This is a genomic window from Pseudomonas urmiensis, assembly GCF_014268815.2.
Taxonomy (GTDB): Bacteria; Pseudomonadota; Gammaproteobacteria; order Pseudomonadales; family Pseudomonadaceae; genus Aquipseudomonas; species Aquipseudomonas urmiensis.
Window position 1 is genome coordinate 1,359,043 of the sequence record NZ_JABWRE020000001.1, and the last position, 23,235, is coordinate 1,382,277.

Sequence of the window (23,235 nt, forward strand, 5' to 3'; positions counted from 1 at the left end):
CGGGGTGGCTTTTTTGTTTGTGGCGGCCAACGGCGGTATGCTGAGCGCCAGCCAAGGAGACTGAATACATGGCCTACGATTTTGATCTGTTCGTGATTGGCGCCGGTTCCGGCGGTGTGCGTGCCGCGCGCTTTGCAGCGGGCTTCGGTGCCAAGGTCGCTGTGGCCGAGAGCCGCTACCTGGGCGGCACGTGCGTAAACGTTGGCTGCGTGCCGAAAAAACTGCTGGTCTACGGGGCTCACGTGGCCGACGAGCTGGAGCAAGCTGCAGGCTTCGGCTGGACCTTGGAAGAAGGGCACTTCGACTGGGGTACCCTGATCGCCAACAAAAACCGCGAGATCGAGCGCCTCAACGGCATCTATCGCAACCTGCTGATCAACAGTGGAGTCACCCTGCTGCAAGGCCATGCTCGCCTGACCGGCGCCCACGAAGTGGAAGTCGAAGGCCAGCGCTACAGCGCCGAGCACATCCTCATCGCCACCGGTGGCTGGCCGCAGGTGCCGGACATTCCTGGCAAGGAGCTGGCTATCACCTCCAACGAGGCGTTCTACCTCAAGGAGCTGCCACGGCGGATCCTGGTAGTGGGTGGCGGCTATATCGCTGTCGAATTCGCCGGCATCTTCCAGGGCCTGGGTAGCGATACCACGTTGCTTTATCGCGGCGATCTGTTCTTGCGCGGCTTCGATGGCTCGGTGCGTACCCATCTCAAAGAAGAGCTGGATAAACGCGGCCTGAATCTGCAGTTCAACAGCGATATCCAGCGCATCGACCAGCAGGACGACGGCAGTCTCAAGGCCACCCTCAAGGACGGTCGCGAGCTGATCACCGACTGCGTGTTCTACGCCACCGGCCGACGGCCGATGCTGGATAACCTCGGGCTGGAAAATACCGGTGTGGAGCTCGACCCGCGTGGCTTCGTGCGCGTCGACGAGCAGTACCAGACTACCGAACCGTCGATCCTGGCCATTGGTGATGTCATCGGTCGCGTACAGCTGACGCCGGTCGCGCTGGCTGAAGGCATGGCGGTGGCACGGAGGCTGTTCAAGCCAGAGCAATACCGCCCAGTGGACTATCAGAACATCCCGACTGCGGTGTTCAGCCAGCCGCCGATTGGCACGGTTGGACTGACCGAAGAGCAGGCGCTGGAAGCCGGGCACAACGTGCAGATATTCGAGAGCCGCTTCCGCGCGATGAAGCTGACGCTGACCGACATCCAGGAAAAGACCTTGATGAAGCTGGTGGTCGACGCTGACACCGACAAGGTACTGGGTTGTCACATGGTTGGGCCTGATGCCGGTGAGATCATCCAGGGCTTGGGTATCGCGCTCAAGGCGGGCGCCACCAAGCAACAGTTTGACGAAACCATCGGCGTCCACCCGACGGCGGCCGAAGAGTTCGTGACCATGCGTACTGCGAGTCGCTGAGTGTCGGTCCTGGCTTTTATTGCCGGGTACAGCTCTGACGTGCGGGGCTGAATTTTCCTTCTTTTATGCTCTTATCGCCTTACTGTCAGAAACTTTCCACCTCTCGATCATTGCTCGGCACTACGCAAGTAGTGTCGGGCGGTTTATCTGGTCGTTTCTGTTAGGTTTCATGAAGGCAGCTATGAGCACTTTTTCCAAGGCAGTAATGGTTGGCAGCGTACTTCTCTGGGTAGGGGCTGCGCAGGCTACGGACGGAACGGTCAATTTCAATGGGGAGTTGACGTCCTCCACCTGCCGCGTTACGGCAGGTACGAGCAATCAAACGGTTCAGCTGGATCCTGTAGATATTGGAGATCTGAGAAATGCTGGGGATGTTGCTGGAACAAAAAGCTTCAATATTGAATTGGAGTTTTGCCCGCCAGGTATCAGCACGGTAGGTTTGGCGTTCGAGGGGGATAAGATTAATCAGAACGGTCGTCTCAACATCGCGCCGAGCGGTTCGAAGAATGTTGAGCTAGAAGTGTTGGCTGCGAACAATGTTCAAAACCTAAGGTCTCCCGAAAGTTCGGCTAATGTAACGACTGTTAGGGAGGGTGCGGGTCGGTTCGATTTCGAAGTTCGCTACTATGCGACTGGACAAGCGACGCCCGGTGATGTCCGCTCCAGCGTCAACTATATTCTTAATTACCTGTAAGTAATCTGCGCAGCCCCTCGGGGCTGCCTTTTGTATATCCCGAGCACATCACCATGGCTAATTTACTCAACGTCTGTAGGCGAGGAGCGATAGCTGTTGCCTGCTTGATATCATTTCACGCCAACGCCGGCATGGTCATCGCCGCCACGCGGGTGATCTTTCCTGCCGAACAGACAGAAGTCACTGTCAAGCTGAGTAATCGAGGGGTTTCTCCTTTCTTGGTGCAAGCTTGGATCGACGATGGACGTCCGGAAGTGCCGTTGGAACAACTAAGAGTGCCGTTTAGGTTAATGCCTCCGTTGTTTCAACTGGAGGTTGGCAAGTCGCAAAGTCTCAGGATTTTTCACACCGGGGATGGCATGCCGCCGGATCGTGAGAGTTTGTACTGGCTCAATGTCTTGGAGGTGCCTCCCAAAGAGCAGGGCAATGCCTTGCAGTTTTCATTGCGCTCACGAATAAAGCTTTTTTATCGCCCGCATGGCTTGCCGGGATCCTCTGCCGATGCGTATCAATCGCTGACGTGGAAGATGGCGCGTGAGGGTGGCGGTTGGGGTGTAGTGGCTACTAATCCTGGACCTTATCATATTAATTTGGCGAAGCTGGATGTTCACGTGGGGCAGCAAGTGATTAGTTTGAATCCTTCGTATATTTCGCCTTTTTCGAGCAAGCGCTTCGTATTGGAGAAAGTACCAAGAGTGAGTGCCGGTGAGTTGCATTTCTCAACCATCGATGATTATGGCGCGGTGCGCGACGGCCTTTCCACTGCTGATTCAGCACCAGGTCGAGGCTGAAGTCACCTTCCGGCACCACCGTCTCTTGCTCGAAGCGCGTCAGATCAGCCGCACTACCCTGGCGCAGCATTTCTGCATCGAACTCAACACCGAAGGCTGCAGCGGCTCCCAGTCCGGAAGTCAAGACAACGAGCAGACGCCTGCAGACACGAAGCGCGTGAGCCTCTTGATAGCAAGAGCCGATCACCTCATTGCTCCCACGTTAGAGAAACAGCTGCGGGGGCCCTTGGTGTTCGATGAGCAGGGTAAAGAGCAGGGTATGGTGGGTCAGGGTGGCCAACTGTATGTCCGCTCCGATGACGAGCAGAGCAGGTGGAGGGTGGTCTGGGGCGAGGCTGTGGAGGAGCAGTGCTGGACAGCACCTCATCAGGAAGCGGGCGCAGAACAAGCCCTATTGGTATGCACGTGAATGGGTGCTGCGGCCAAAGATTGGCTTTAGGAATCAAACAATCTATCTGCAACCCAGCTTTATAGCCAAAACCAATCAGCAGCATCAGGTTTGCCAATGAGCCTTTATCGGGGTGGGCGGTTAGGATTCTCTGCGTCAACCATTTCAAACCCCATGAAGGAGCGCATCTCATGCCTATCATCAACAGCCAGGTCAAACCGTTCAACGCTACTGCCTTCCACAACGGCGAATTCGTTCAGGTGAGCGAAGCCGATCTGCAAGGCAAGTGGTCCGTCGTGTTCTTCTACCCGGCCGATTTCACCTTTGTCTGCCCAACCGAGCTGGGCGACCTGGCCGACAACTACGCTGAGTTCCAGAAACTGGGCGTGGAAATCTACGGCGTGTCCACCGACACCCACTTCACCCACAAAGCCTGGCACGACACCTCGGAAACCATCGGCAAGATCAAGTACCCGCTGATCGGTGACCCGACCCACGTCATCTCGCGCAACTTCGACGTGCTGATCGAAGAAGCCGGCCTGGCCGATCGCGGTACCTTCGTGATCAACCCAGAAGGCCAGATCAAGATCGTCGAAATCAACGACGGTGGTGTAGGTCGCGACGCCAGCGAGCTGCTGCGCAAGGTCAAGGCTGCTCAGTACGTTGCCGCCCACCCAGGCGAAGTCTGCCCGGCCAAGTGGAAAGAAGGCGAAGCCACCCTGGCACCATCGCTGGACCTGGTTGGCAAGATCTAACGCCATGCCCCAGCTGCGGGCGGTGAGCAACCGCCACTTCTAAGTTGTCACCGCCCCGTAGAAAACGCCCGGGCGACCTCGCCTGGGCGTTTTTATTTACACGTTTGAACAAGGAATCGCCCGTATGTTGGACGCCACGCTTAAATCGCAACTGAAAACCTACCTGGAGCGGGTCACCCAGCCGATCGAGATCGTTGCCTCCCTCGACGACGGCGCGAAGTCCCGCGAATTGCACGACCTGCTGGTGGAAATCGCCGGCCTGTCGAACCTGATTACCTTGAGCAAGGATGGCACCGACGCCCGTCGCCCGTCGTTCTCGCTCAATCGCCCTGGTGCGGACATTAGCCTGCGTTTCGCCGGCATCCCTATGGGCCATGAGTTCACCTCGCTGGTACTGGCGCTGCTGCAAGTCGGCGGCCACCCGTCCAAGGCCAGTGCCGAAGTGATCGAGCAGATCCAGGCGCTGGAGGGTGAATTCACCTTCGAGACTTACTTCTCGCTGTCGTGTCAGAACTGCCCGGACGTGGTCCAGGCGCTGAACCTGATGGCAGTGCTCAACCCTAACGTGCGCCATGTGGCCATCGACGGTGCCCTGTTTCAGGAAGAGGTCGAGGCGCGCAAGGTCATGGCCGTGCCGAGCATCTACCTCAACGGCGAAGTGTTCGGCCAGGGCCGGATGGGCCTGGAAGAGATTCTCGGCAAGATCGACACCAACTCCGGTGCTCGCCAGGCCGAGAAGATCAACGCCAAGGGCGGTTTCGACGTGCTGGTGGTCGGCGGTGGCCCGGCCGGTGCTGCAGCGGCGATCTACGCCGCGCGTAAAGGTATCCGCACCGGTGTTGCCGCTGAGCGCTTCGGCGGTCAGGTGCTCGACACCATGGCCATCGAGAACTTCATTTCGGTTCAGGAAACCGAAGGGCCGAAACTGGCTTCGGCGTTGGAAGAGCACGTCAAGCAGTACGACGTCGACATCATGAACTTGCAACGCGGCGAAGCGCTGATCCCGGCCACCGATGGCGGCCTGCATGAAGTGCGTCTGGCTGGCGGTGCGTCGCTCAAGGCCAAGACCGTGATCCTGGCCACGGGCGCCCGCTGGCGCGAGATGAACGTGCCCGGTGAGCAGCAATACCGCGCCCGTGGCGTGGCCTACTGCCCGCACTGTGACGGCCCGCTATTTAAAGGCAAGCGCGTGGCAGTGATCGGGGGCGGTAACTCTGGTGTGGAGGCGGCCATCGACCTGGCGGGTATCGTGGCCCAGGTAACCCTGATCGAGTTCGACAGCCAACTGCGCGCAGACGCTGTCTTGCAGCGCAAGCTGTACAGCCTGCCCAACGTCAAGGTGATCACCAGCGCACTGACGACTGAAGTGCTCGGTGATGGCGAAAAGGTCAACGGTCTGCGCTACAAGGACCGCACCACCGACCAGCAGCACGACCTGGCGCTGGAAGGCATCTTTGTGCAAATCGGCCTGCTGCCTAACACCGATTGGCTCAAGGGCACGGTCGAGTTGTCGCCGCGCGGTGAGATCATCGTCGACGCCAAGGGCCAGACCAACATCCCGGGCGTGTTCGCCGCAGGTGACGTGACCACGGTGCCGTACAAACAAATCGTGATCGCGGTGGGTGAGGGGGCCAAGGCATCGTTGTCGGCGTTCGATCACCTGATCCGGACCTCTGCGCCAGCTTGATTGCGCTAGCTCAATGACAAACGCCGCCTGCTTGGGCGGCGTTTTTTTGCGCCAGTCAGTCCCGCCCTCATCGCGGGGCAGGCCCGCTCCCACGCCGTCTTGCCCGGCGATAAGCTCGGACTGACACTCGATGTTCATCGTTCGTACAGAGCGTTCCAGGTGGTGTGTCTATAGTAAAGACAGACACCTGCCAATGAGGCTTCTGATGCGTTTGATCAGCCGCGAACCCTGGTGGCTAAAGCCACCCCAGCCTGGGCAGAACGAGCAGGACCTGCACTGGGGCTATCTGGAAATCTACGCCGACGGTAGCACCAAATTTGTCGACGAGCGCCCCAGCGATCAGGAACTGGCCGAGCGCAAGAGCTGCCGCAACTTCCCAGATCCCGCAACGCCCTGATTCAGCCTTCGAGCAGCGCCAGGCGCTCTTCCAGCGCAGCGATGCGTGCCTCAAGTGCTTCAATGCGCTCTTGCGAGACACCCGCTGCCGGGCTTCTATCGCCAGCACTTTGTTGGCGTGCAGCCAGAATGGCCTCGATTTCCGCCGGGTCACCCAGGGCATGGGTGTAGCGGTCTTCACGCTGCCCTGCCTGACGTGGCAAATGCACCGCCAGCTCACGGGAAATCAAGCGCTCCAGCTGATGCTGAACCTGCTCGCCATCTTCGAATTCATGCAGACGATTGCTGCGTGTCAGCAGTTCATTGATGGTCTGTGGCCCGCGCAGGAACATCAGGCCCATCAACACCAACTGCGCCGGCACCAGCTCCAGCGCCTTGTCCACCCGCTGCTCCCAGCGGTCGGCACGGCTACCCATCTGCAGGCGGGCAAAACCTTGCCCTTCGAGTGTGCGCAGCGCCTGGCCGACCTGGCCTGGAGAGAGGTTCATGACCGGCTCACGGCTGGTTTTCTGGTTGCAGGCCAGGACCAGGGCGTTGAGGGTCAAGGGGTAACTTTCAGGGCTGGTAGCCTGCTTTTCGATCAGCGAGCCAAGAATGCGGATTTCGGTGCTGGTGAAGCGGCCTTCGCTGGCGTTTTGGTGTTCTGACATGGCCCTGTCTCGTTGCGAGGAAAGGCCCCTAGACTAGGGGCCTGGCAGGGTAAAGACAAGCAGCCTCAGGCGCCGCGACGCGCCTGGGCTTCGCAGGCTGCGGCGGTGAAGATGACGTCGGTGGAAGAGTTCAGGGCTGTTTCCGCCGAGTCTTGCAGCACGCCGATGATGAAGCCAACTGCCACCACCTGCATGGCGATCTCGCTGGGGATGCCGAACAGGCTGCAGGCCAGTGGAATCAGCAGCAGCGACCCACCTGCCACACCCGAGGCGCCGCATGCGCACACCGCTGCGACAACGCTGAGCAGCACTGCGGTCGGCAGGTCGACAGCGATACCCAAGGTGTGCACCGCCGCCAGGGTCAGCACGGTGATGGTGATTGCCGCGCCGGCCATGTTGATGGTCGCACCCAGGGGGATCGACACCGAATAGGTATCCTCGTGCAGGCCGAGCTTCTGCGACAGTGCCAGGTTGACCGGGATGTTGGCCGCTGAGCTGCGGGTAAAGAATGCGGTGATACCGCTTTCGCGCAGACACAGCAGTACCAGTGGGTAGGGGTTGCGGCGGATCTTCCAGAACACGATCAGCGGGTTCATCACCAGCGCCACGAACAGCATGCAGCCAATCAGTACCGCCAGCAGGTGCAAGTAGCCAAGCAGCGCTTGCAGGCCGGACTGGGCCAGGGTCGAGGCGACCAGGCCGAAGATCCCCAGCGGCGCGAAGCGGATCACGACGCGCACGATCAGGGTTACCCCGTTGGACAGGTCATCGACCACGGCGCGGGTGGTTTCGCCGGCATGGCGCAGGGCAATGCCCAGGCCGATGGCCCAGGTCAGTACGCCGATGAAATTGGCGTTCATCAAGGCGCTGATGGGGTTGTCTACGGCGCTTAGCAGCAGGTTTTGCATCACCTCGGTGATGCCCCCAGGGGCACTCAGCGAGGCCTCGCTGGCGCTCAACACCAAGGAGGAGGGAAACAGCATGCTGGCCACTACTGCGACAACGGCCGCGGCGAAAGTGCCCAGCAGGTACAGCCACAGAATGGGGCGGATGTGGGTTTCCTGACCGTGGCGATGGTTGGCGATAGATGCCATGACCAGGATGAACACCAACACTGGCGCCACCGCTTTGAGGGCGCTGACGAATACCTTGCCCAGAAACGCCAGATCACGCGCCACGGCGGGGGCGAGCAGGGCCAGGGCAATGCCGGCGACCAGGCCGATGACGATCTGGGTCACCAGGCTGGTACGGTTGAGCAGACGAAGGACGGGGGACATGTGCAGCACAATCTCAGGGACTTGGACGGGCGCGACTTTACCATAGACCTTGGTCGGCCGGTTTCGGCCTCTGCGCTGCAAATCGCTGCGCCGGACCGCTAGCGAACGCCCTGGCCATCACCAATTGAACAGCTCCCGCCGCGCGCCCTCGGTAATGGCCACGATCCCCGGATGCTTGACCTTGCGCTCCACCGAGATCGCATAGAACGACTCGTTCACTGCCTCGGTCTGGCCGATCAGCACCACCCCATACTGGCGGCAGACCTCCTCGGCAATCACGCTGGGGGCGACGAAAATGCCGCTGCCAGACTGGCCGAAGGCCTGCATCAAGGCACTGTCGTCGAATTCGCCAATGATTCGCGGTTGCACATGTTGCTCGGATAGCCAACGCAGCAGCCGGCTGCGCACTACGGTTTCCTGGCCTGGGATCAGCAACGGAGCATCGTTGAGGCAGGCGGGGAAGGGCTGGTGGTGGCGTTCGGCCAGGGCAGGGGTAGCGAAGAAGCTCAAGCCACATTCGCCGAGCTTTTGGCTGTAGCCTTTGATATCCAGGTGGCTAGGCATCGGGCTGTCGGAAATCACCAGGTCCAGGCGCTGGATGGCCAGGTCCGCCAGCAGTCGCTCAAGCTTGTCTTCCCGGCAATTGATGCGTAGCACGCCTTCAAGCTCCATGGTTGGCGCCAGCAGTCGATAGACGATCGACTTGGGCACCACGTCAGCCACCCCGACCCGGAACAGGATCTGCTCCTGCGGCCCGGCGCGCAGCATGGCCTCTAGCTCGCCGCCAATCTGAAACATCTGCTCGGCGTACACCAAGGCCTGGCGCCCGGTTTCGGTCAGCTCAAGCTGCCGACCGACCCGCTGGAACAGCTCCAGGCCGTGGGTCTGCTCGAACAGGCTGATCTGCCCGCTGATGGTCTGCGGGGTGAGGTTCAATTGCTCGCTGGCGCGGGCAATGCTGCCTGTGCGGGCGACCACCCAGAAATAATGCAACTGCCGGTAGTTAAGCATCTCGGGATTACCATTATTCGTAATAACCGAAGTATAACCGCTAAAAAAACGAATTTTCCGGATGTTTCCAATTCACTAGAATGCCTCCCCATCAGGCATCGTGCGTGCCGCCCGGACATGACAAGTGAGGAACCCATGCTACAACTGAAATCCATTGGCACCCCGTTGGTGCTGGCCTTGGCGCTGTTCACCATGGCAGGCTGCGACCAGGCGGAAAAATCTGCCCAGCAAATGCTCGATCAGGCCGCCGAATCGGCCAAGCAAGCGATCGACGATACTAACAAAGCCGCCCAGCAGGCTTTGAACGACGCCATCGGCGGCGAGGGCGAGAAGTCGTCCAAGCCAGCCGCTGAGCAAGACAAGACCCAGGACATCTGATTTACAGACCCCAAACAGGATTGATTCATGGAATATTTGCTGGAACTCGCCGCAAGCCCGACCGCCTGGGTTGCCCTGGCCACTCTGGTGGCGATGGAAGTCGTATTGGGTATCGACAACCTGATCTTCATCTCGATCCTGACCAACAAGCTGCCGGTGGAGTATCGTTCCAAGGCTCGCCGTATCGGTATCAGCATGGCCTTGATCATGCGCCTGGCGCTGCTCAGCACCGTGGCTTGGATCGTCCAGTTGACCGATCCTGTGATCGAACTGTTCGGTAATGCCTTCTCCTGGAAGGACATGATCCTGATTGCCGGTGGTCTGTTCCTGCTGTGGAAGGCGACCAAAGAAATCCACGAAAGCGTCGACCCGCATGGTGCCAAGGAGGAGGCCAAGGTTTCCAGCACCGTCACCCTGGGCTTCGCTGCAGCGATCTTCCAGATCCTGCTGTTGGACATCGTGTTCTCGGTCGATAGCATCATCACCGCCGTGGGCATGACCGAGCACTTGCCGATCATGATCATTGCCGTGATCGCTGCCGTGATCGTGATGATGGTTGCGGCCGATCCGCTGGCCAACTTCATCAACGACAACCCGACGGTAGTCATGCTGGCCTTGGGCTTCCTGATCATGATCGGTATGACCCTGATCGCTGAAGGTTTCGGTGCGCATGTACCGAAGGGCTATGTGTATGCGGCGATGGCCTTCTCGACCGTGATCGAGATGCTCAACATCTTCGCTCGTCGGGCGCGGTTGAAGCGTGAGGCGGCTGAAGGTTAAGCAACAGTTAGCTGCAAGTTGCACTTAGTATTGGGGCCGCAAAGCGGCCCCAAGTCTTTTAAGAGCAATTGCAGTTAGGGGCGGTGAAGGCTCAATGCGCCCCAGCATGCCGTCGAGCGCGGCGCACAGACTGCTGCTTGGGTTGGACCTGCGGCGGCAGGTGATGGTGCGAGTGACGACGCACGATGCGCAGTACACCCCAGAGCATGGCGGCAGCGACACTGATCCACATACCCACCAGCATAAGAATTGCCATTGTCAGGCTCATGTGTGCCTCCTTCTCTCAGGCAAGCCCCAGGCTCGCCCTCCAGACACTGCTTTAGTCTAGCTTGCCCCCTGTGACGTTCCATTGACCAAAGGTCTATCCCTTGGGTCGATTTGTTCCAAGCCGGTGTCGGACTATACCCATGCGCGTCTGCGATCTATGATCTGTGCCCACGGCCGGGCGCTGCCTGCCTGGCATCCAGACAAGCGAGTGTCCATGTTGCAACAACCCCTCAAGTCGTCGGGCAGCCTGCCGCGTCATATCCTCGCTGCGTGTCTGCTGATCGCCAGCCTGGCTGGTTGCGCGGGCGGCCCTGCGCCTGCATCCAAGGGCCTGCCACAGCGGGTCGAAATCAGCAGCGTGCCGTTCTTTCGTGGCAATGCCAACCACAGTGGGGCCATGGCCCTGGCAATGGCTTTGTCCCAGCAGGGCGTGCGCATTACCCCAGGCTTGCTCGATAAACCCCTGAACTTGCCACAAGGCGTTGACTCGCTGCAGACGACCATTCCTGCTGCTGCGCGTGACTACGGCATGTTGGTCTACCCGTTGGACCCGCGCCTGGATGCCTTGTTGGCACAGGTGGCCGCCGGTAATCCAGTCTTGCTGCGCTATCAGGAAGGCGCTGCCTGGTGGAGCGAGCCGCGTTACGCCGTGTTGGTCGGTTATGACAGTTACAAGCAACGGGTGCTGCTGCGCTCGGGCATGCATCGGCGCCAGCTGATGGCGTTCGACGACTTTGCCGCGGCGTGGGAGAGTGCAGGGAGTTGGGCGGTGCTCGTGCAATCACCACTGCAATTGCCAGCCCAAGTAGATCGCCAGCGCTGGCTGAAGGCCGCGGACGAACTGGCCCGCGCAGGCCAGGAAACTGCCGCCAAGCAGGCCATTAGCAGTATCGGCCAGTAACTCAAGACATAAAAAAGCCCACTCCTACCAAGACCCTATCGTCCGTGTAGAAGCGGGCTCTCCCGCGATGAGGCTGTTAAAGCCCCCGTACCTCTATTAGAAGCCCAGGCGATCGCGCAGGCTGTAGTACCAGGCACCCATGGCGCTGAACGGTACGCGCAGCAGCTGGCCACCCGGGAACGGGTAGTGCGGCAGGCCGGCGAAGGCATCGAAACGCTCTGCCTGGCCACGCAAGGCCTCAGCCAGCACTTTGCCCGCCAAGTGGGTGTAGGTCACGCCGTGACCCGAGCAGCCCTGCGAGTAATAGATGTTGTCGCCGATGCGACCGACTTGCGGCAGGCGCGACAAGGTCAGAAGGAAGTTACCGGTCCAGGCGAAGTCGATCTTCACATCTTTGAGCTGCGGGAAGGCCTTGAGCATCTTCGGCCGGATGATCGCCTCGATGTTGGCCGGGTCGCGCGCGCCGTAGACCACGCCACCACCGAAGATCAAGCGCTTGTCGCCCGTCAGGCGGTAGTAGTCGAGCAGGTAGTTGCAGTCTTCGACGCAGTAGTCTTGTGGCAGCAGCGTGCGCGCCAGCTCATCGCTCAGTGGCTCGGTGGTGATGACTTGGGTGCCGCACGGCATCGACTTGGAGGCCAGCTCAGGGACCAGGTTGCCCAGGTAAGCGTTGCCCGCAACGATGATGAACTTGGCACGGACTTTACCCTGCGGTGTATGAACCACTGGATTGGCGCCGCGCTCGATGCGCACAGCTGGAGTCTGCTCGTAGATCACGCCACCCAGCGATTCGACCGCTGCCGCTTCGCCCAGCGCCAGGTTGAGCGGGTGGATATGGCCGCCGCTCATGTCCAGCATGCCGCCGACATAGCTATCGCAAGCGACCACTTCGCGGATGCGTTTTTGGTCCATCAGCTCTAGTTGGGTGTGGCCGTAGCGTTCCCACAGGCGCTTTTGCGATTCCAGGTGGCCCATCTGCTTGCTGGTCAGTGCAGCGAATACGCCGCCATCTTTGAGGTCACACTGGATGTTGTACTTGGCCACGCGCTCACGGATGATGCGTCCGCCTTCAAAGGCCATCGCGCCCAGCAGTTCGGCTTGCTTGGGGCCGACGGTGCGTTCGATGACGTCGATATCACGGCTGTAGCTGTTGACGATCTGACCGCCGTTGCGGCCCGATGCGCCGAAGCCAACTTTGGCCGCCTCGACGATGGTCACCTTGAAGCCGTTTTCAAGCAGGAACAATGCGCTGGAAAGACCGGTGTAGCCGGCACCGATTACGCAGATATCAGTCTCCACCTCACCCTGCAGCGCCGGACGTGGCGGCACCGGGTTAGCCGAGGCGGCGTAGTAGGACTGGGGGTAGGGGGTATTGGCCATGCTCGAGAAACCTCGTGTTTTATATTTTTAACGAATGTACCGATGCTATCAATAATAATAAACACCCGCTAGTCGTATGGTGAAAATCCTTTACGAGCGGCGCTTCTTTAGTCGTGAGCAATAACGTTTAAGATTCAGGGGGTTAGCGTGAAAAAAAGTGTTGACAGCTAATCTGGAATGCGTAGAATGCGCCCCACGACAGGCACATAGCTCAGTTGGTTAGAGCACCACCTTGACATGGTGGGGGTCGTTGGTTCGAGTCCAATTGTGCCTACCAAATCGAAGAAGGGCGATCCGAAAGGATTGCCCTTTTTGCATTCCGGCGGGTGGCTTTTGCCTCGTGGCTGCGGCGCTTTCGCGGGCAGGCTCGCTGCCCTAGGCTCAGTTACTGCAAATCGCAAAGTTTTTGATTTTTCTGAAAAAAACGCTTTACAGCTTGGTGCATCACTCGTAATATGCGCCCCACACGACAGGCACATAGCTCAGTTGGTTAGAGCACCACCTTGACATGGTGGGGGTCGTTGGTTCGAGTCCAATTGTGCCTACCAAATCAGAAGAGGGCGATCCGAAAGGATCGCCCTTTTTGCATTTCGCATTCCAGTTGGAAATACCCTGCGGCAGCCTGCCCATCGGCGGGAGAGGGGCGTCATGCTAGACTGCGGCCCTTCGAATTTGGAGATACACGCGTGCGCAAACTGGCAGTGGTAATGGCAGTGCTGGCCCTGGCGGGCTGTAACAACGAAGTTGACGGCGTGCATAAAAAGGTGGCCGAACACCTGAGCAATCCCAAGACCGCCAAGTTCGCCAACGTGCGCTTCGACACCCAGGGTTCCATCTGTGGTCAGTTCCGCGGCAAAGACGATGCGGGCAAGTTTGAGGCCTATCGCAGCTACGTGGCGATCAAGCACGATGGCCAGTACGAAATTATCGTCGATGACACCGGCAATAATCTGCGCATTCGTGAGATCTGCGGCGGTGCCGACTTGCAGCGGCGTGCCGAGGCAGTGGCAGATCAGCCGGCGCCTGAAGGTTGGGATGTGGAAGTGATCCAGGGGGCCAACATGGGCGCCTTGAGCGACATGACTGCGCGCCTGATCGAGAAGGGCATCCCCTCTTCGGTCGAATACCGAGATGGCAAGCCGGTGGTATTGATGGGGCCTTTCCCGACCAAAGAAGAGGCTGAGGCGCGCAAGGCCGATGTCATGGCGCGGCAGGGTACTGATTCGATCGTTATTCAGCACGGCGTCCAGCGCTGAGCTTCATTGGCTTTCCGGACTCTTTCGCGGGGCAAGCCCGCTCCCACGCCGATCGCGCCAACCTTTCGTTTGTGGTGAGCCTGTGGGAGCGGGCTTGCCCCGGGATGAGGCCCACATCCGCGATAGAGCCTACGCTTGCCATGCGCGGGCTGTCCTGCAACGCCCGTCCCAGCTATGCTTGCCCCTGAGGGCGCAGAGCAGGGAGGGGCCTCATGTCTACACTGGAGCGGGCCATCGTTGTGGCCGCCAGAGCGCATGAAGGGCAGTACGACAAGGGTGGCGCGGCGTATATCCTTCACCCGTTGCGGGTGATGATGCGGGTGTCCACGCCTGAGCAGCGCATTGTAGCCGTGCTTCACGACGTGTTGGAGGACACCCAGCTGACCGTTGCCGATCTAGCACGCGAAGGTTTTCCACTGAAGATTCTCGCGGCGCTGCTGTCGCTGAGTCGGCGCAGGGGGGAGAGCTACGAGGCATTCGTGGTGCGCCTGGGTGATGATCCATTGGCCAGAGAGGTCAAGTTGGCCGACCTTGCCGACAATAGCGATCTCACCCGCATTGCGTGTCCAGGGCCTGCTGACTTGGCCAGGTTGATCCGTTATCAGGAGGCCAGCGCCTACTTGCAGGCGCTGGCTTGAACTTCAGCTGCAGGCCTTGAGGTTCACCGGACCGACAAACTCGTTGCCGCGCCCCATCACGCAGGCCACCTGCTGATTACGTTGCAGCTCCCAGGTTTGCGGCGGGTAGGTCTTGTTCCAGGCTTCGAACAGTTGCCGGTCCTGTTTGGACAGGCGCAAGTTGTACTGCTTGCTCATATAGAAGTAGGTGCGCGCGATCATCCCGCGGATCGAAGGCCGCGGCATGACTTTCTTGGCCTTGAAATCCACTTGGGTCAGGCAGCTGCCATATTGCCCATGCTGCTCCGGTAGCCAGCCGAAACTGTAGTTGCTGCGGTCGCCATTCACCTCGCCAATACTGGGTACCAAGTTGTGCAGGTCAGCTTCTGCACGCTTGTACACGGTGTCATTGCGCGAGCAATTCTTGCGTCCGCCGTCTTGCCAGCACTGGCGTTGATGGCCAATCTGCCAGGCCGGAACGATGTGCTCCCATTCAATGCGCGAGGCGCGCTGGGCATTCTTGCGCGGCTGGTAACCGCAGGAGGCCAGGTCAACTTTGTTGCCGTTGTACTTGCAGCCGCAATAGAACTCGGTGGATTGCGGTGCATATAGCCGCCACGCGACCTTCTTGGCTTCCTGGAAGGTGCGCGGGGCGTCGGCGTGGGCAATGGGGGTGGTAAACAGCAGGCAAGCGGCGGCGAAAAGTGAAACTCTCATGTGCGATCAATCTTCCTTCGGCACGGTCCAGAAGATTTGCACGCCGCCGTCATCGCGGTGGGCGAGGGTGACGTTGTCGTTCTCGGCGATCTCATCGAGCAGGGTTGCCCAGTCTTCGGGCAGTTCATGTTCAAGGCGGAAGATCAGTGCAGCGCGGCTGCGCTGGGCGGTAGGGCTGTTGATGATCTTCTGAATGCGCTCCCCAAGCAGCTGATAGGGCGTAGGGGTGGCTTGAGAGGTACTGGCCATTGGGCTTTTCCTTGTTTTGCTGTATGCGCATACAGTATTTCACTGTAGGTTATTTCGCAACAGCATGTAAGTCGAAAAGCCTATAAGACCGTGGTAGAAGGTTTCGTTCCGAGCAATTCGAGATCTTGCTTACTCAAAAGAAGGTAAAAGCTGATTGCTCTTGGGGCGGGCCTGCCCGGGCGATAGGGTCGCAATGGTTCACATTGCGACCCCACTCACGCGCCTATCAGTATTCCCAGAAAATCCGCTGCAGCTCTTTACTGTCCTGGGTCTTGGTCATCGCGACCATGGCCAGGATCCGCGCCTTCTGCGGATTCAGGTCATGGGCCACCACCCAGTCATTCTTGTCATCGGGCTGTTCTGCGTTGCGCAGGACAAAACCACCAGCATTGACGTGCGAAGAGCGAATGATCTGCACGCCATTCTTGCGCAGCTCTTGCAGGGCAGGGACTACCCGCGACGACACCGAGCCATTACCCGTACCGGCATGGATCAGTGCTTTGGCGCCGTTTTGTGCCAATGCCTTGTAGGCGGTATCGGTCACGTTGCCGTAGCCATAGGCGATGTCCACTGCGGGCAGGCTGTTGATCTGTTTGATGTCGAACTCGGAATTGACCGTATGGCGCTTGGCTGGCAGGCGGAACCAGTACGACTTGCCCTCGACCACCATGCCCAGCGGCCCCCAGGCGCTCTTGAACGCTTCGGTCTTGATGTTGACCATCTTGCTGACATCGCGGCCCGACTGGATTTCATCGTTCATGGTCACCAGTACGCCTTTGCCACGCGAATCTTTATTGCTGGCCACGGCGACCGCGTTGTACAGGTTGAGCATGCCATCAGCGGACATGGCGGTGCCTGGGCGCATCGAGCCAACTACTACGATCGGCTTATCGGTCTTTTCCACCAGGTTGAGGAAGTAGGCAGTCTCTTCCAGGGTGTCGGTGCCGTGAGTGATGACGATGCCGTCGACATCATTGCTCTCGGCCAGCTCTGCAACACGCCTGCCGAGCTTGAGCAGGTCTTCATTGCTGATGCTCTCGGAGGCAATCTGCATCACCTGCTCGCCACGCACGTTGGCCAGTTGCGCCAGTTCAGGTACCCCGGCAATCAACTTGTCGACCCCAAGCTTGGCGGCCTGGTAGGTGGCGCTGTTGGCAGCACTGGCACCGGCGCCAGCGATGGTTCCGCCGGTGGCGAGGATCACCACATTGGCCAGTTTCTGTTGTTGCTCGGCTTCTTTGGCCGAGACGGCGGTGGGCAGAATTAGCAGTAGGGCGAGTGCCCCAGGGGCGAAGGATTTCAGTGCGGTTTTCATCGTTATTGTTCTCTCTCTTCCTAATGAGATTTATGAGTCGCACAGCTGTGAAGGCAGTTTTCGTACCAGATAGCGGCAGCATCCTGTTGAACCAGCAGCAATTGCTTCTTTGTCAATTCGCCCCCCTCAGGTATAGGGGAAAGCAGGGGTGTGTGCGAAGTCTACGGCCGATGTTTCGAGCAGCAAAAACCAGGCAGCAGCCACCGTCATTCGGCTTCCCGAACAAGCGTAGGAAAAGATGTTCGGTTTTCCGGGTATTTTCCGGATATTCTCCACGCTCATGGCCAGGCGACACTACGGCAGAGGGATTTGACAAACGCGGGTCTTGTTTCCATAGTTATTTACCGCAAACGTTTGCGATCCGATAAAAAACACAAAATTCGGAGTCATCTTCCATGAAACTGCCGTTCCCCGCTCGTCTGTTGACCCTCGCTGTCGTCTCCACGCTGTCCTTGGCATTGCCTTTCTCGGTTAAGGCTGAAGACAAACCTAAAGTCGCCTTGGTGATGAAGTCGCTGGCCAACGAGTTCTTCCGCACCATGGAAGACGGGGCCAAGGACTACCAGAAACAGCACCCCAACGACTTCGACCTGGTGCCCAACGGCATCAAGGACGAGTCCGATACCGGCAACCAGATCCGCATCGTCGAGCAGATGATCGCCACCGGCGCCAAGGCCCTGGTAATTGCTCCTGCGGACTCCAAAGCCCTGGTGCCGGTGATCAAGAAGGCCATGGACGCGGGCATCACCGTGGTCAATATCGACAACCGCCTCGACCCCGAGGTGCTCAAGAGCAAGAACCTCAGCGTGCCGTTCGTTGGCCCCGACAACCGCAAGGGCGCGCGCCTGGTCGGTGATTACCTGGCCAAAGAGAAGCTCAAGGCGGGTGATCAGGTCGGCATCATCGAAGGCGTACCGACCACCACCAACGCCCAGCAGCGCACCGCCGGCTTCAAAGATGCCATGGACGCTGCGCAGATGAAGGTCGTCTCGGTGCAGTCGGGCAACTGGGAGATCGACAAGGGCAATGCCGTGGCCGCCGCCATGCTCAACGAATACCCTGAACTCAAGGCGCTGCTGGCGGGTAACGACAGTATGGCCCTGGGCGCGGTGTCTGCGGTACGTGCCGCTGGCAAGACTGGGCAAGTGCAGGTGGTTGGCTACGACAACATCAATGCCATCAAGCCGATGCTCGAGGATGGCCGCGTGCTCGCCACCCTCGACCAAGATGCCAAGAAACAAGCGGTCTACGGCATTCAGGCGGCGCTGCAGATGATCAAGGGCGAAAAGCCTGAAGTGGATGCCGATAACGTCATCCAGACGCCGGTCGAACTGATCACCAAGCCTTGAGCCCAGCAGGAGATACGGCCATGTCTGCATCGGCCTATGAAACGGTGCTCGCTGTCAGCGGCCTGGGCAAGAGCTACGCCCAGCCGGTACTTGGCGACGTTGCCCTGAGCCTGCGCGCCGGTGAGGTACTGGCGCTGACCGGCGAGAACGGCGCCGGCAAAAGCACCCTGTCCAAGCTGATCAGCGGCCTGGAGACCCCCACCACCGGGCAGATGACTTACCGCGGCCAGGTCTACGCTCCAGGTAGCCGTAGCGAGGCCGAGGGTCTCGGCGTGCGCATGGTCATGCAGGAGCTAAATCTGCTGCCGACCCTGACCGTGGCTGAGAACCTGTTTCTCGACAACCTGCCCAGCCGCTTTGGTTGGATCAGCCACAAGCGCCTGCGCCAGTTGGCTGGCGCCGCCATGGCTCAAGTCGGCCTGGAGGCGATCGATCCGGATACGCCGGTCGGCGAGCTGGGCATCGGTCATCAACAAATGGTCGAAATCGCTCGTAACCTGATCGGCGATTGCCATGTGCTGATCTTCGATGAGCCGACTGCAATGCTCACCGCCCGCGAGGTGGAGCTGCTGTTCACGCAAATCGAGCGTCTGCGCCAGCGCGGGGTGACCATCGTCTATATCTCCCACCGCCTGGAGGAGCTGCAGCGGGTGGCTCAACGCATCGCCGTATTGCGCGATGGCAAGCTGGTGTGTGTCGAGCCGATCCAGCGATATAGCAGCGCCGAGCTGGTCAACCTGATGGTTGGCCGTGAACTGGGCGAGCATATCGACCTGGGGCGCCGCGACATCGGTGCGCCGTTGCTCAAGGTCGACAAGCTCAGCCGCGGTGACAAGGTCCGCGAAGTGTCGTTCGAGGTGAGGGCAGGGGAGATCTTCGGTATCTCCGGCCTGATTGGCGCCGGACGCACCGAGCTGCTGCGGCTGATCTATGGCGCTGACCGTGCCGACAGCGGCAGCGTTGCCTTGGGTCTGCCGCCGGCGCCTGTGACCATCGATTCGCCCAAGGCTGCGGTGCGCGCGGGCATTGCCTTGATCACAGAAGACCGTAAGGGCGAAGGCCTGCTGCTGACCCAGTCGATCAGCGCCAATATCGCCTTGGGCAACCTGGGTGCGGTGTCCCGCGCTGGGGTGCTCGATGGCGCCGCTGAAAGGGCTCTGGCTGAACGCCAGATCAACGCCATGCGCATCCGCAGTGCCAGCCCTGCCCAGCTGGTTGGCGAGTTGTCGGGCGGCAATCAGCAGAAGGTAGTGATTGGCCGCTGGTTGGAGCGCGACTGCCAGGTGTTGCTGTTCGATGAGCCGACCCGTGGCATCGACGTCGGCGCCAAGTTCGACATCTATGGCTTGCTCGCCGAGTTGGCGCGCCAAGGCAAGGCATTGGTGGTGGTGTCTAGCGACTTGCGCGAGCTGATGCTGATCTGTGATCGCATCGCTGTGCTGTCCGCTGGCCGTCTTATCGAGACCTTCGAGCGCGATGACTGGAGCCAGGACCAGCTGCTTGCCGCCGCATTCGCCGGCTACCAGAAACGTGACGCACTGCTGCACGACGCAGCCCCCAGGATGGACGCATGAAGACCACCCCCCTGCAAAACTCAGGTGCCGCTCCCGCGCGCCGTACTGCTACCTACTTTGGCCTGGGCACCTACCTCGGGCTGGCTGGCGCCTTGGCGGCAATGATCGTGCTGTTCTCGCTGTTGAGCAGCCATTTCTTGTCTTACGCGACCTTCAGTACCTTGGCCAACCAGATCCCCGACCTGATGGTGCTGGCAGTAGGGATGACGTTCGTACTGATCATCGGCGGCATCGATTTGTCGGTGGGCTCGGTATTGGCCCTGGCGGCCTCGGCGGTGAGCGTGGCGATCCTCGGCTGGGGCTGGAGTGTACTGCCTGCGGCGTTGCTCGGCATGGCAGTGGCGGCACTGGCCGGTAGCGTCACTGGCAGTATCACCGTGGCGTGGCGCATCCCCTCATTCATCGTCTCGCTGGGCGTACTGGAGATGGCACGTGGCTTGGCCTACCAGTTTACCGATTCGCGTACCGCTTACATCGGTGACGCTTTCGCCTGGTTCTCCAACCCCATCGCCTTTGGCATTTCGCCGGCGTTCATCATCGCCTTGGTGGTGATCATCGTTGCCCAGCTGGTGCTGACCCGCACAGTGTTTGGTCGCTACTTGATCGGCATTGGCACCAATGAAGAAGCCGTGCGCCTGGCAGGCATCGACCCGCGGCCATACAAGATCCTGGTCTTCACCCTGATGGGCCTGCTGGCTGGCCTGGCCGCGCTGTTTCAGATATCGCGCCTGGAGGCGGCCGACCCCAATGCGGGTTCTGGCCTTGAGCTGCAGGTGATCGCCGCCGTGGTGATCGGCGGTACCAGTCTGATGGGCGGGCGTGGCTCGGTCATCAGTACCTTCTTCGGCGTGCTGATCATCTCCGTGCTGGCCGCAGGCCTTGCGCAGATTGGCGCTTCGGAACCTACCAAACGCATCATCACCGGGGCGGTCATCGTCATCGCCGTGGTGCTCGACACTTATCGCAGCCGGCGCGCGAGCCGGCGGAACTGAACCCATGGCAACCATCAAAGATGTCGCGGCACTGGCGGGTATCTCCTACACCACCGTGTCGCATGTACTGAACAAGACCCGTCCGGTCAGCGAGCAGGTGCGTCTCAAAGTCGAGGCGGCTATCGTCGAGCTGGATTACGTGCCCAGTGCCGTCGCCCGCTCGCTGAAAGCTCGTAGCACCGCCACCATTGGCTTGCTCGTGCCTAATAGCGTCAACCCGTACTTTGCCGAATTGGCCCGGGGTATCGAGGATGGCTGCGAACGCAATGGCTATTGCGTGATTCTGTGTAACTCCGACGACAACCCGCAGAAGCAACGCAGCTACCTGCGGGTGTTGCTGGAAAAGCGCATCGATGGCTTGGTGGTGGCGTCGGTGGGCGAGGACAGCGATCTGCTGCACAGCCTGTCTGGGGTGCGCACTCCGATGGTCATCGTCGACCGCGCGTTGGAGGGGGTGGATGCTGATCTGGTGCGCATCGACCATGAGCAGGGCGCCTACCTTGCCACGCGCCATCTGTTGGAATTGGGCCATCGCGATATCGCCTGTATCGGTGGCCCTGCCGAGACCGGCGTCAGCCAGTTGCGTCTGGCCGGTTATCGTCGGGCGATGGCTGAGGCCGATGCGCCGATCGCTGCAGACCGTGTGCTGCACTGCGATTTCACCAGTCCTGGCGGGCATGCGGCCGCCGCGCGCTTGCTCGACGGCCCGCGCCCCACGGCGATTTTCGCGGGCAATGACATGATCGGCTTTGGCGTGCTGCGCGCAGCGGCCGAGCGCAACATCAATGTGCCTGGTGAGTTGTCGGTGATCGGCTTCGACGATATCGAGCTTAGCCGTTACGTCTATCCGCCGCTGACCACCGTTGGCCAATCGATCCGAGAGCTGGGTGAAAGCGCGGCCGAGCTGCTGCTCTCGCGGATCGCTACGCCCCGGCGCGAGTCGGCGCAAGCCGAGCAGCGGATCGTCGCGCCGCGCATCGTCATGCGTGAGTCCACCGGGCCGCGCCCAGACTTGTTCAATGATTACCGTTAAGGAATTGCCATGGATGCCAAGGTAGTAGTGGTCGGCAGCCTCAACATGGACCTGGTGGCCCGCGCCACGCGTTTGCCGCGCGGTGGTGAGACGCTGGCCGGCGACAGTTTCTTCACTGTTCCGGGAGGCAAGGGTGCCAATCAGGCGGTGGCGGTTGCACGCCTGGGTGGCAGCGTAGCGATGATCGGCAACGTCGGCGATGACGCCTACGGCCAGCAGTTGCGCCAGGCGCTACAGGTCGAAGGTGTTGACTGCCAGGCTGTGAGCGTGTGCGACGGCGTGTCCAGTGGGGTGGCGTTGATCGTGGTGGATGCCTCGAGCCAAAACGCCATTGTCATCATTCCCGGCGGCAATGGGTTGCTCAGCGCTGAGGCGGTGCAGCGTTTCGACGCCTTGTTGCAGGCTGCCGAGATCGTCATCTGTCAGCTTGAGGTGCCGCTGGAGACGGTAGGTTGGACCCTGGCCCGCGCCCGCGAGCTGGGCAAGACCGTCATTCTCAATCCTGCGCCGGCTAGCGAGCCGCTGCCGGCGCAGTGGTTTGCCCATATTGACTACCTCACCCCCAATGAAAGCGAGGCCGAGGCCCTGACTGGCCTGCCCGTGACGGACCAGGACAGCGCCCGTCGCGCGGCTGAGCAGTTGCTGAAGCTGGGCGCGGGCAAAGTGATCGTCACTCTCGGTGCTCAAGGTGCCTTGTTCGTCAGTGCCAACGGCAGCCAGCACTTCCCGGCGCCGCACGTCGAACCGCTGGACACCACTGCGGCCGGGGACACCTTCATTGGTGGTTTTGCGGCAGGGCTGTCGCAGGGGATGGGGGAGGGTGAGGCGATTGCTTTTGGTCAGCGCGCCGCGGCGTTGTCGGTCACCCGAGCGGGCGCCCAGCCGTCTATTCCTTACGTCAGGGAGTTGCAGCCGTGAAGAAAACCGCGCTGCTCAATATCGCCTTGTCCCGCACCATTGCCGGTTTGGGGCACGGCGATGTGGTGATTATTGGTGACGCGGGGCTGCCAGTGCCGGCGGCTGTCGAACTGATCGACTTGGCCCTGACCCCTGGGATTCCTGATTTCGCCAGTGTGCTGCGCGCGGTGCTGAGCGAGATGCAGGTCGAGCGACACGTGCTCGCCGAAGAGCTGTTTCAGGTTTCGCCGCCGGCCTTGGCGGAGATCGAGCAGCTCTATGCGCAAGGCTTGCTCGGCGGGCGTGAACGTCTGCACCACAGTGAGTTCAAGGATCTGAGCAGGCAGGCCAAGGCTATCGTGCGCACGGGAGAGTGCCAGCCCTATAGCAACATTGCCCTGATCGCTGGCGTTACCTTTTAAGTTCAGGGCGCAAGTCTTCCATCCATCACGCAGCA

General features: G+C 60.2%; 26 protein-coding genes, 2 tRNA genes and 1 pseudogene. 20 read left to right on the forward strand and 9 right to left on the reverse strand.

The window, feature by feature from the left end:
* The first annotated feature begins 68 nt into the window (after nucleotides 1-68).
* From gorA to HU737_RS06035, 3 genes are all read left to right on the forward strand, one after another.
* Entirely contained in the window at nucleotides 69-1,424 is a 1,356-nt protein-coding gene (gene gorA / locus HU737_RS06025) for a glutathione-disulfide reductase (protein WP_186556721.1), read from the forward strand.
* Nucleotides 1,425-1,605: 181 nt separating this feature from the next.
* Nucleotides 1,606-2,118 carry a fimbrial protein gene (locus HU737_RS06030; RefSeq protein WP_186556720.1) on the forward strand — a complete coding sequence of 171 codons (513 nt, stop codon included), beginning with the start codon at nucleotides 1,606-1,608 and terminating at the stop codon, nucleotides 2,116-2,118.
* A 53-nt stretch (nucleotides 2,119-2,171) separates the two neighbouring features.
* Nucleotides 2,172-2,909, forward strand: coding sequence for a fimbrial biogenesis chaperone (locus HU737_RS06035; protein ID WP_186556719.1), 738 nt, complete (start codon nucleotides 2,172-2,174; stop codon nucleotides 2,907-2,909).
* Nucleotides 2,910-2,925: 16 nt separating this feature from the next.
* Here HU737_RS06035 and HU737_RS26390 read toward each other — a convergent pair.
* Nucleotides 2,926-2,979 (reverse strand): annotated as a pseudogene (locus HU737_RS26390) (hypothetical protein); the annotation flags it as partial.
* 159 nt (nucleotides 2,980-3,138) lie between these two features.
* On the opposite strand from HU737_RS26390, the gene HU737_RS26395 reads away from it, so the two are divergent.
* The 4 genes from HU737_RS26395 to HU737_RS06055 all read left to right on the forward strand — a co-directional run bounded on the left by HU737_RS26395 (nucleotide 3,139) and on the right by HU737_RS06055 (nucleotide 6,136).
* Nucleotides 3,139-3,318 (forward strand): FimD/PapC C-terminal domain-containing protein, encoded by a 180-nt coding sequence (locus tag HU737_RS26395; RefSeq protein WP_186556718.1) that lies wholly within the window; start codon nucleotides 3,139-3,141, stop codon nucleotides 3,316-3,318.
* 170 nt (nucleotides 3,319-3,488) lie between these two features.
* Nucleotides 3,489-4,052, forward strand: a complete 564-nt coding sequence (gene ahpC / locus HU737_RS06045; RefSeq protein WP_186556717.1) for an alkyl hydroperoxide reductase subunit C — start codon at nucleotides 3,489-3,491, stop codon at nucleotides 4,050-4,052.
* Nucleotides 4,053-4,176: 124 nt separating this feature from the next.
* Nucleotides 4,177-5,739 (forward strand): alkyl hydroperoxide reductase subunit F, encoded by a 1,563-nt coding sequence (gene ahpF / locus HU737_RS06050; RefSeq protein ID WP_186556716.1) that lies wholly within the window; start codon nucleotides 4,177-4,179, stop codon nucleotides 5,737-5,739.
* Between the two features lie 205 nt (nucleotides 5,740-5,944).
* Entirely contained in the window at nucleotides 5,945-6,136 is a 192-nt protein-coding gene (locus HU737_RS06055; RefSeq protein WP_186556715.1) for a hypothetical protein, read from the forward strand.
* A 1-nt stretch (nucleotide 6,137) separates the two neighbouring features.
* Here HU737_RS06055 and HU737_RS06060 read toward each other — a convergent pair whose 3' ends face one another.
* The 3 genes from HU737_RS06060 to nhaR form a co-directional block, all read right to left on the reverse strand.
* Nucleotides 6,138-6,785, reverse strand: a complete 648-nt coding sequence (locus HU737_RS06060; RefSeq protein ID WP_186556714.1) for a YceH family protein — start codon at nucleotides 6,783-6,785, stop codon at nucleotides 6,138-6,140.
* Nucleotides 6,786-6,850: 65 nt separating this feature from the next.
* Nucleotides 6,851-8,062: a serine/threonine transporter SstT gene (gene sstT / locus HU737_RS06065; protein ID WP_186556713.1), complete on the reverse strand. Its 1,212-nt coding sequence runs from the start codon at nucleotides 8,060-8,062 to the stop codon at nucleotides 6,851-6,853.
* Nucleotides 8,063-8,179: 117 nt separating this feature from the next.
* Nucleotides 8,180-9,073, reverse strand: coding sequence for a transcriptional activator NhaR (nhaR, locus tag HU737_RS06070; protein ID WP_186556712.1), 894 nt, complete (start codon nucleotides 9,071-9,073; stop codon nucleotides 8,180-8,182).
* Nucleotides 9,074-9,208: 135 nt separating this feature from the next.
* Between nhaR and HU737_RS06075 the strand changes: the two genes are divergently transcribed.
* A complete protein-coding gene (locus HU737_RS06075; RefSeq protein ID WP_186556711.1) occupies nucleotides 9,209-9,451 on the forward strand; it encodes a hypothetical protein in 243 nt (80 codons plus the stop codon).
* A 27-nt stretch (nucleotides 9,452-9,478) separates the two neighbouring features.
* Nucleotides 9,479-10,231 carry a TerC family protein gene (locus HU737_RS06080; protein ID WP_186556710.1) on the forward strand — a complete coding sequence of 251 codons (753 nt, stop codon included), beginning with the start codon at nucleotides 9,479-9,481 and terminating at the stop codon, nucleotides 10,229-10,231.
* Nucleotides 10,232-10,322: 91 nt separating this feature from the next.
* Here the strand turns inward: HU737_RS06080 and HU737_RS06085 are convergent, their stop codons facing one another.
* Nucleotides 10,323-10,499 carry a hypothetical protein gene (locus HU737_RS06085; protein WP_186556709.1) on the reverse strand — a complete coding sequence of 59 codons (177 nt, stop codon included), beginning with the start codon at nucleotides 10,497-10,499 and terminating at the stop codon, nucleotides 10,323-10,325.
* A gap of 156 nt (nucleotides 10,500-10,655) precedes the next feature.
* Between HU737_RS06085 and HU737_RS06090 the strand changes: the two genes are divergently transcribed.
* A complete protein-coding gene (locus HU737_RS06090) occupies nucleotides 10,656-11,399 on the forward strand; it encodes a PA2778 family cysteine peptidase (protein WP_186556708.1) in 744 nt (247 codons plus the stop codon).
* Between the two features lie 96 nt (nucleotides 11,400-11,495).
* Here the strand turns inward: HU737_RS06090 and HU737_RS06095 are convergent, their stop codons facing one another.
* Nucleotides 11,496-12,779: an NAD(P)/FAD-dependent oxidoreductase gene (locus HU737_RS06095; RefSeq protein ID WP_186556707.1), complete on the reverse strand. Its 1,284-nt coding sequence runs from the start codon at nucleotides 12,777-12,779 to the stop codon at nucleotides 11,496-11,498.
* A gap of 200 nt (nucleotides 12,780-12,979) precedes the next feature.
* Between HU737_RS06095 and HU737_RS06100 the strand changes: the two genes are divergently transcribed.
* The 4 genes from HU737_RS06100 to HU737_RS06115 all read left to right on the forward strand — a co-directional run bounded on the left by HU737_RS06100 (nucleotide 12,980) and on the right by HU737_RS06115 (nucleotide 14,673).
* Nucleotides 12,980-13,056 (forward strand) — tRNA-Val (locus HU737_RS06100).
* Nucleotides 13,057-13,250: 194 nt separating this feature from the next.
* Nucleotides 13,251-13,327: transfer RNA gene (locus tag HU737_RS06105), tRNA-Val, on the forward strand.
* A 138-nt stretch (nucleotides 13,328-13,465) separates the two neighbouring features.
* On the forward strand, nucleotides 13,466-14,035 hold the full coding sequence (locus tag HU737_RS06110) for an SPOR domain-containing protein (protein ID WP_186556136.1): 570 nt from the start codon (nucleotides 13,466-13,468) through the stop codon (nucleotides 14,033-14,035).
* Nucleotides 14,036-14,247: 212 nt separating this feature from the next.
* Nucleotides 14,248-14,673: a GTP pyrophosphokinase gene (locus tag HU737_RS06115; RefSeq protein WP_186556135.1), complete on the forward strand. Its 426-nt coding sequence runs from the start codon at nucleotides 14,248-14,250 to the stop codon at nucleotides 14,671-14,673.
* A 3-nt stretch (nucleotides 14,674-14,676) separates the two neighbouring features.
* Here the strand turns inward: HU737_RS06115 and HU737_RS06120 are convergent, their stop codons facing one another.
* From HU737_RS06120 to HU737_RS06130, 3 genes are all read right to left on the reverse strand, one after another.
* The gene (locus HU737_RS06120; protein WP_186556134.1) at nucleotides 14,677-15,369 is read right to left on the reverse strand and encodes an endonuclease; all 693 of its coding nucleotides are present in this window, start codon (nucleotides 15,367-15,369) and stop codon (nucleotides 14,677-14,679) included.
* 6 nt (nucleotides 15,370-15,375) lie between these two features.
* Nucleotides 15,376-15,618, reverse strand: a complete 243-nt coding sequence (locus HU737_RS06125; protein WP_186556133.1) for a DUF1654 domain-containing protein — start codon at nucleotides 15,616-15,618, stop codon at nucleotides 15,376-15,378.
* A 226-nt stretch (nucleotides 15,619-15,844) separates the two neighbouring features.
* The gene (locus HU737_RS06130; RefSeq protein ID WP_186556132.1) at nucleotides 15,845-16,933 is read right to left on the reverse strand and encodes an asparaginase; all 1,089 of its coding nucleotides are present in this window, start codon (nucleotides 16,931-16,933) and stop codon (nucleotides 15,845-15,847) included.
* 395 nt (nucleotides 16,934-17,328) lie between these two features.
* Between HU737_RS06130 and HU737_RS06135 the strand changes: the two genes are divergently transcribed.
* The 6 genes from HU737_RS06135 to rbsD are packed head-to-tail and all read left to right on the forward strand — an operon-like array spanning nucleotide 17,329 to nucleotide 23,200.
* Complete coding sequence (locus tag HU737_RS06135) at nucleotides 17,329-18,282, forward strand: sugar ABC transporter substrate-binding protein (RefSeq protein WP_186556131.1); 954 nt, start codon at nucleotides 17,329-17,331, stop codon at nucleotides 18,280-18,282.
* Between the two features lie 20 nt (nucleotides 18,283-18,302).
* A complete protein-coding gene (locus HU737_RS06140) occupies nucleotides 18,303-19,856 on the forward strand; it encodes a sugar ABC transporter ATP-binding protein (protein ID WP_186556130.1) in 1,554 nt (517 codons plus the stop codon).
* Nucleotides 19,853-20,848: an ABC transporter permease gene (locus tag HU737_RS06145; RefSeq protein ID WP_186556129.1), complete on the forward strand. Its 996-nt coding sequence runs from the start codon at nucleotides 19,853-19,855 to the stop codon at nucleotides 20,846-20,848. The genes HU737_RS06140 and HU737_RS06145 overlap by 4 nt, the downstream gene beginning before the upstream one ends.
* A 4-nt stretch (nucleotides 20,849-20,852) precedes the next feature.
* Nucleotides 20,853-21,881 (forward strand): LacI family DNA-binding transcriptional regulator, encoded by a 1,029-nt coding sequence (locus HU737_RS06150; RefSeq protein WP_186556128.1) that lies wholly within the window; start codon nucleotides 20,853-20,855, stop codon nucleotides 21,879-21,881.
* Nucleotides 21,882-21,890: 9 nt separating this feature from the next.
* On the forward strand, nucleotides 21,891-22,799 hold the full coding sequence (gene rbsK / locus HU737_RS06155; protein WP_186556127.1) for a ribokinase: 909 nt from the start codon (nucleotides 21,891-21,893) through the stop codon (nucleotides 22,797-22,799).
* Entirely contained in the window at nucleotides 22,796-23,200 is a 405-nt protein-coding gene (gene rbsD / locus HU737_RS06160) for a D-ribose pyranase (RefSeq protein ID WP_186556126.1), read from the forward strand. Before rbsK ends, rbsD begins: the two co-directional genes overlap by 4 nt.
* Nucleotides 23,201-23,235 lie beyond the last annotated feature (35 nt).

What these genes read in the sequence shown, in the direction of transcription:
- gorA (WP_186556721.1), top strand. Translation starts at nt 69, where the DNA reads ATGGCCTACGATTTTGATCTGTTCGTGATTGGCGCCGGTTCCGGCGGT.
- HU737_RS06030 (WP_186556720.1), top strand. Translation starts at nt 1,606, where the DNA reads ATGAGCACTTTTTCCAAGGCAGTAATGGTTGGCAGCGTACTTCTCTGG.
- HU737_RS06035 (WP_186556719.1), top strand. Translation starts at nt 2,172, where the DNA reads ATGGCTAATTTACTCAACGTCTGTAGGCGAGGAGCGATAGCTGTTGCC.
- ahpC (WP_186556717.1), top strand. Translation starts at nt 3,489, where the DNA reads ATGCCTATCATCAACAGCCAGGTCAAACCGTTCAACGCTACTGCCTTC.
- ahpF (WP_186556716.1), top strand. Translation starts at nt 4,177, where the DNA reads ATGTTGGACGCCACGCTTAAATCGCAACTGAAAACCTACCTGGAGCGG.
- HU737_RS06055 (WP_186556715.1), top strand. Translation starts at nt 5,945, where the DNA reads ATGCGTTTGATCAGCCGCGAACCCTGGTGGCTAAAGCCACCCCAGCCT.
- HU737_RS06060 (WP_186556714.1), bottom strand. Translation starts at nt 6,785, where the DNA reads ATGTCAGAACACCAAAACGCCAGCGAAGGCCGCTTCACCAGCACCGAA.
- sstT (WP_186556713.1), bottom strand. Translation starts at nt 8,062, where the DNA reads ATGTCCCCCGTCCTTCGTCTGCTCAACCGTACCAGCCTGGTGACCCAG.
- nhaR (WP_186556712.1), bottom strand. Translation starts at nt 9,073, where the DNA reads ATGCTTAACTACCGGCAGTTGCATTATTTCTGGGTGGTCGCCCGCACA.
- HU737_RS06075 (WP_186556711.1), top strand. Translation starts at nt 9,209, where the DNA reads ATGCTACAACTGAAATCCATTGGCACCCCGTTGGTGCTGGCCTTGGCG.
- HU737_RS06080 (WP_186556710.1), top strand. Translation starts at nt 9,479, where the DNA reads ATGGAATATTTGCTGGAACTCGCCGCAAGCCCGACCGCCTGGGTTGCC.
- HU737_RS06085 (WP_186556709.1), bottom strand. Translation starts at nt 10,499, where the DNA reads ATGAGCCTGACAATGGCAATTCTTATGCTGGTGGGTATGTGGATCAGT.
- HU737_RS06090 (WP_186556708.1), top strand. Translation starts at nt 10,656, where the DNA reads ATGATCTGTGCCCACGGCCGGGCGCTGCCTGCCTGGCATCCAGACAAG.
- HU737_RS06095 (WP_186556707.1), bottom strand. Translation starts at nt 12,779, where the DNA reads ATGGCCAATACCCCCTACCCCCAGTCCTACTACGCCGCCTCGGCTAAC.
- HU737_RS06115 (WP_186556135.1), top strand. Translation starts at nt 14,248, where the DNA reads ATGTCTACACTGGAGCGGGCCATCGTTGTGGCCGCCAGAGCGCATGAA.
- HU737_RS06120 (WP_186556134.1), bottom strand. Translation starts at nt 15,369, where the DNA reads ATGAGAGTTTCACTTTTCGCCGCCGCTTGCCTGCTGTTTACCACCCCC.
- HU737_RS06125 (WP_186556133.1), bottom strand. Translation starts at nt 15,618, where the DNA reads ATGGCCAGTACCTCTCAAGCCACCCCTACGCCCTATCAGCTGCTTGGG.
- HU737_RS06130 (WP_186556132.1), bottom strand. Translation starts at nt 16,933, where the DNA reads ATGAAAACCGCACTGAAATCCTTCGCCCCTGGGGCACTCGCCCTACTG.
- HU737_RS06135 (WP_186556131.1), top strand. Translation starts at nt 17,329, where the DNA reads ATGAAACTGCCGTTCCCCGCTCGTCTGTTGACCCTCGCTGTCGTCTCC.
- HU737_RS06140 (WP_186556130.1), top strand. Translation starts at nt 18,303, where the DNA reads ATGTCTGCATCGGCCTATGAAACGGTGCTCGCTGTCAGCGGCCTGGGC.
- HU737_RS06145 (WP_186556129.1), top strand. Translation starts at nt 19,853, where the DNA reads ATGAAGACCACCCCCCTGCAAAACTCAGGTGCCGCTCCCGCGCGCCGT.
- HU737_RS06150 (WP_186556128.1), top strand. Translation starts at nt 20,853, where the DNA reads ATGGCAACCATCAAAGATGTCGCGGCACTGGCGGGTATCTCCTACACC.
- rbsK (WP_186556127.1), top strand. Translation starts at nt 21,891, where the DNA reads ATGGATGCCAAGGTAGTAGTGGTCGGCAGCCTCAACATGGACCTGGTG.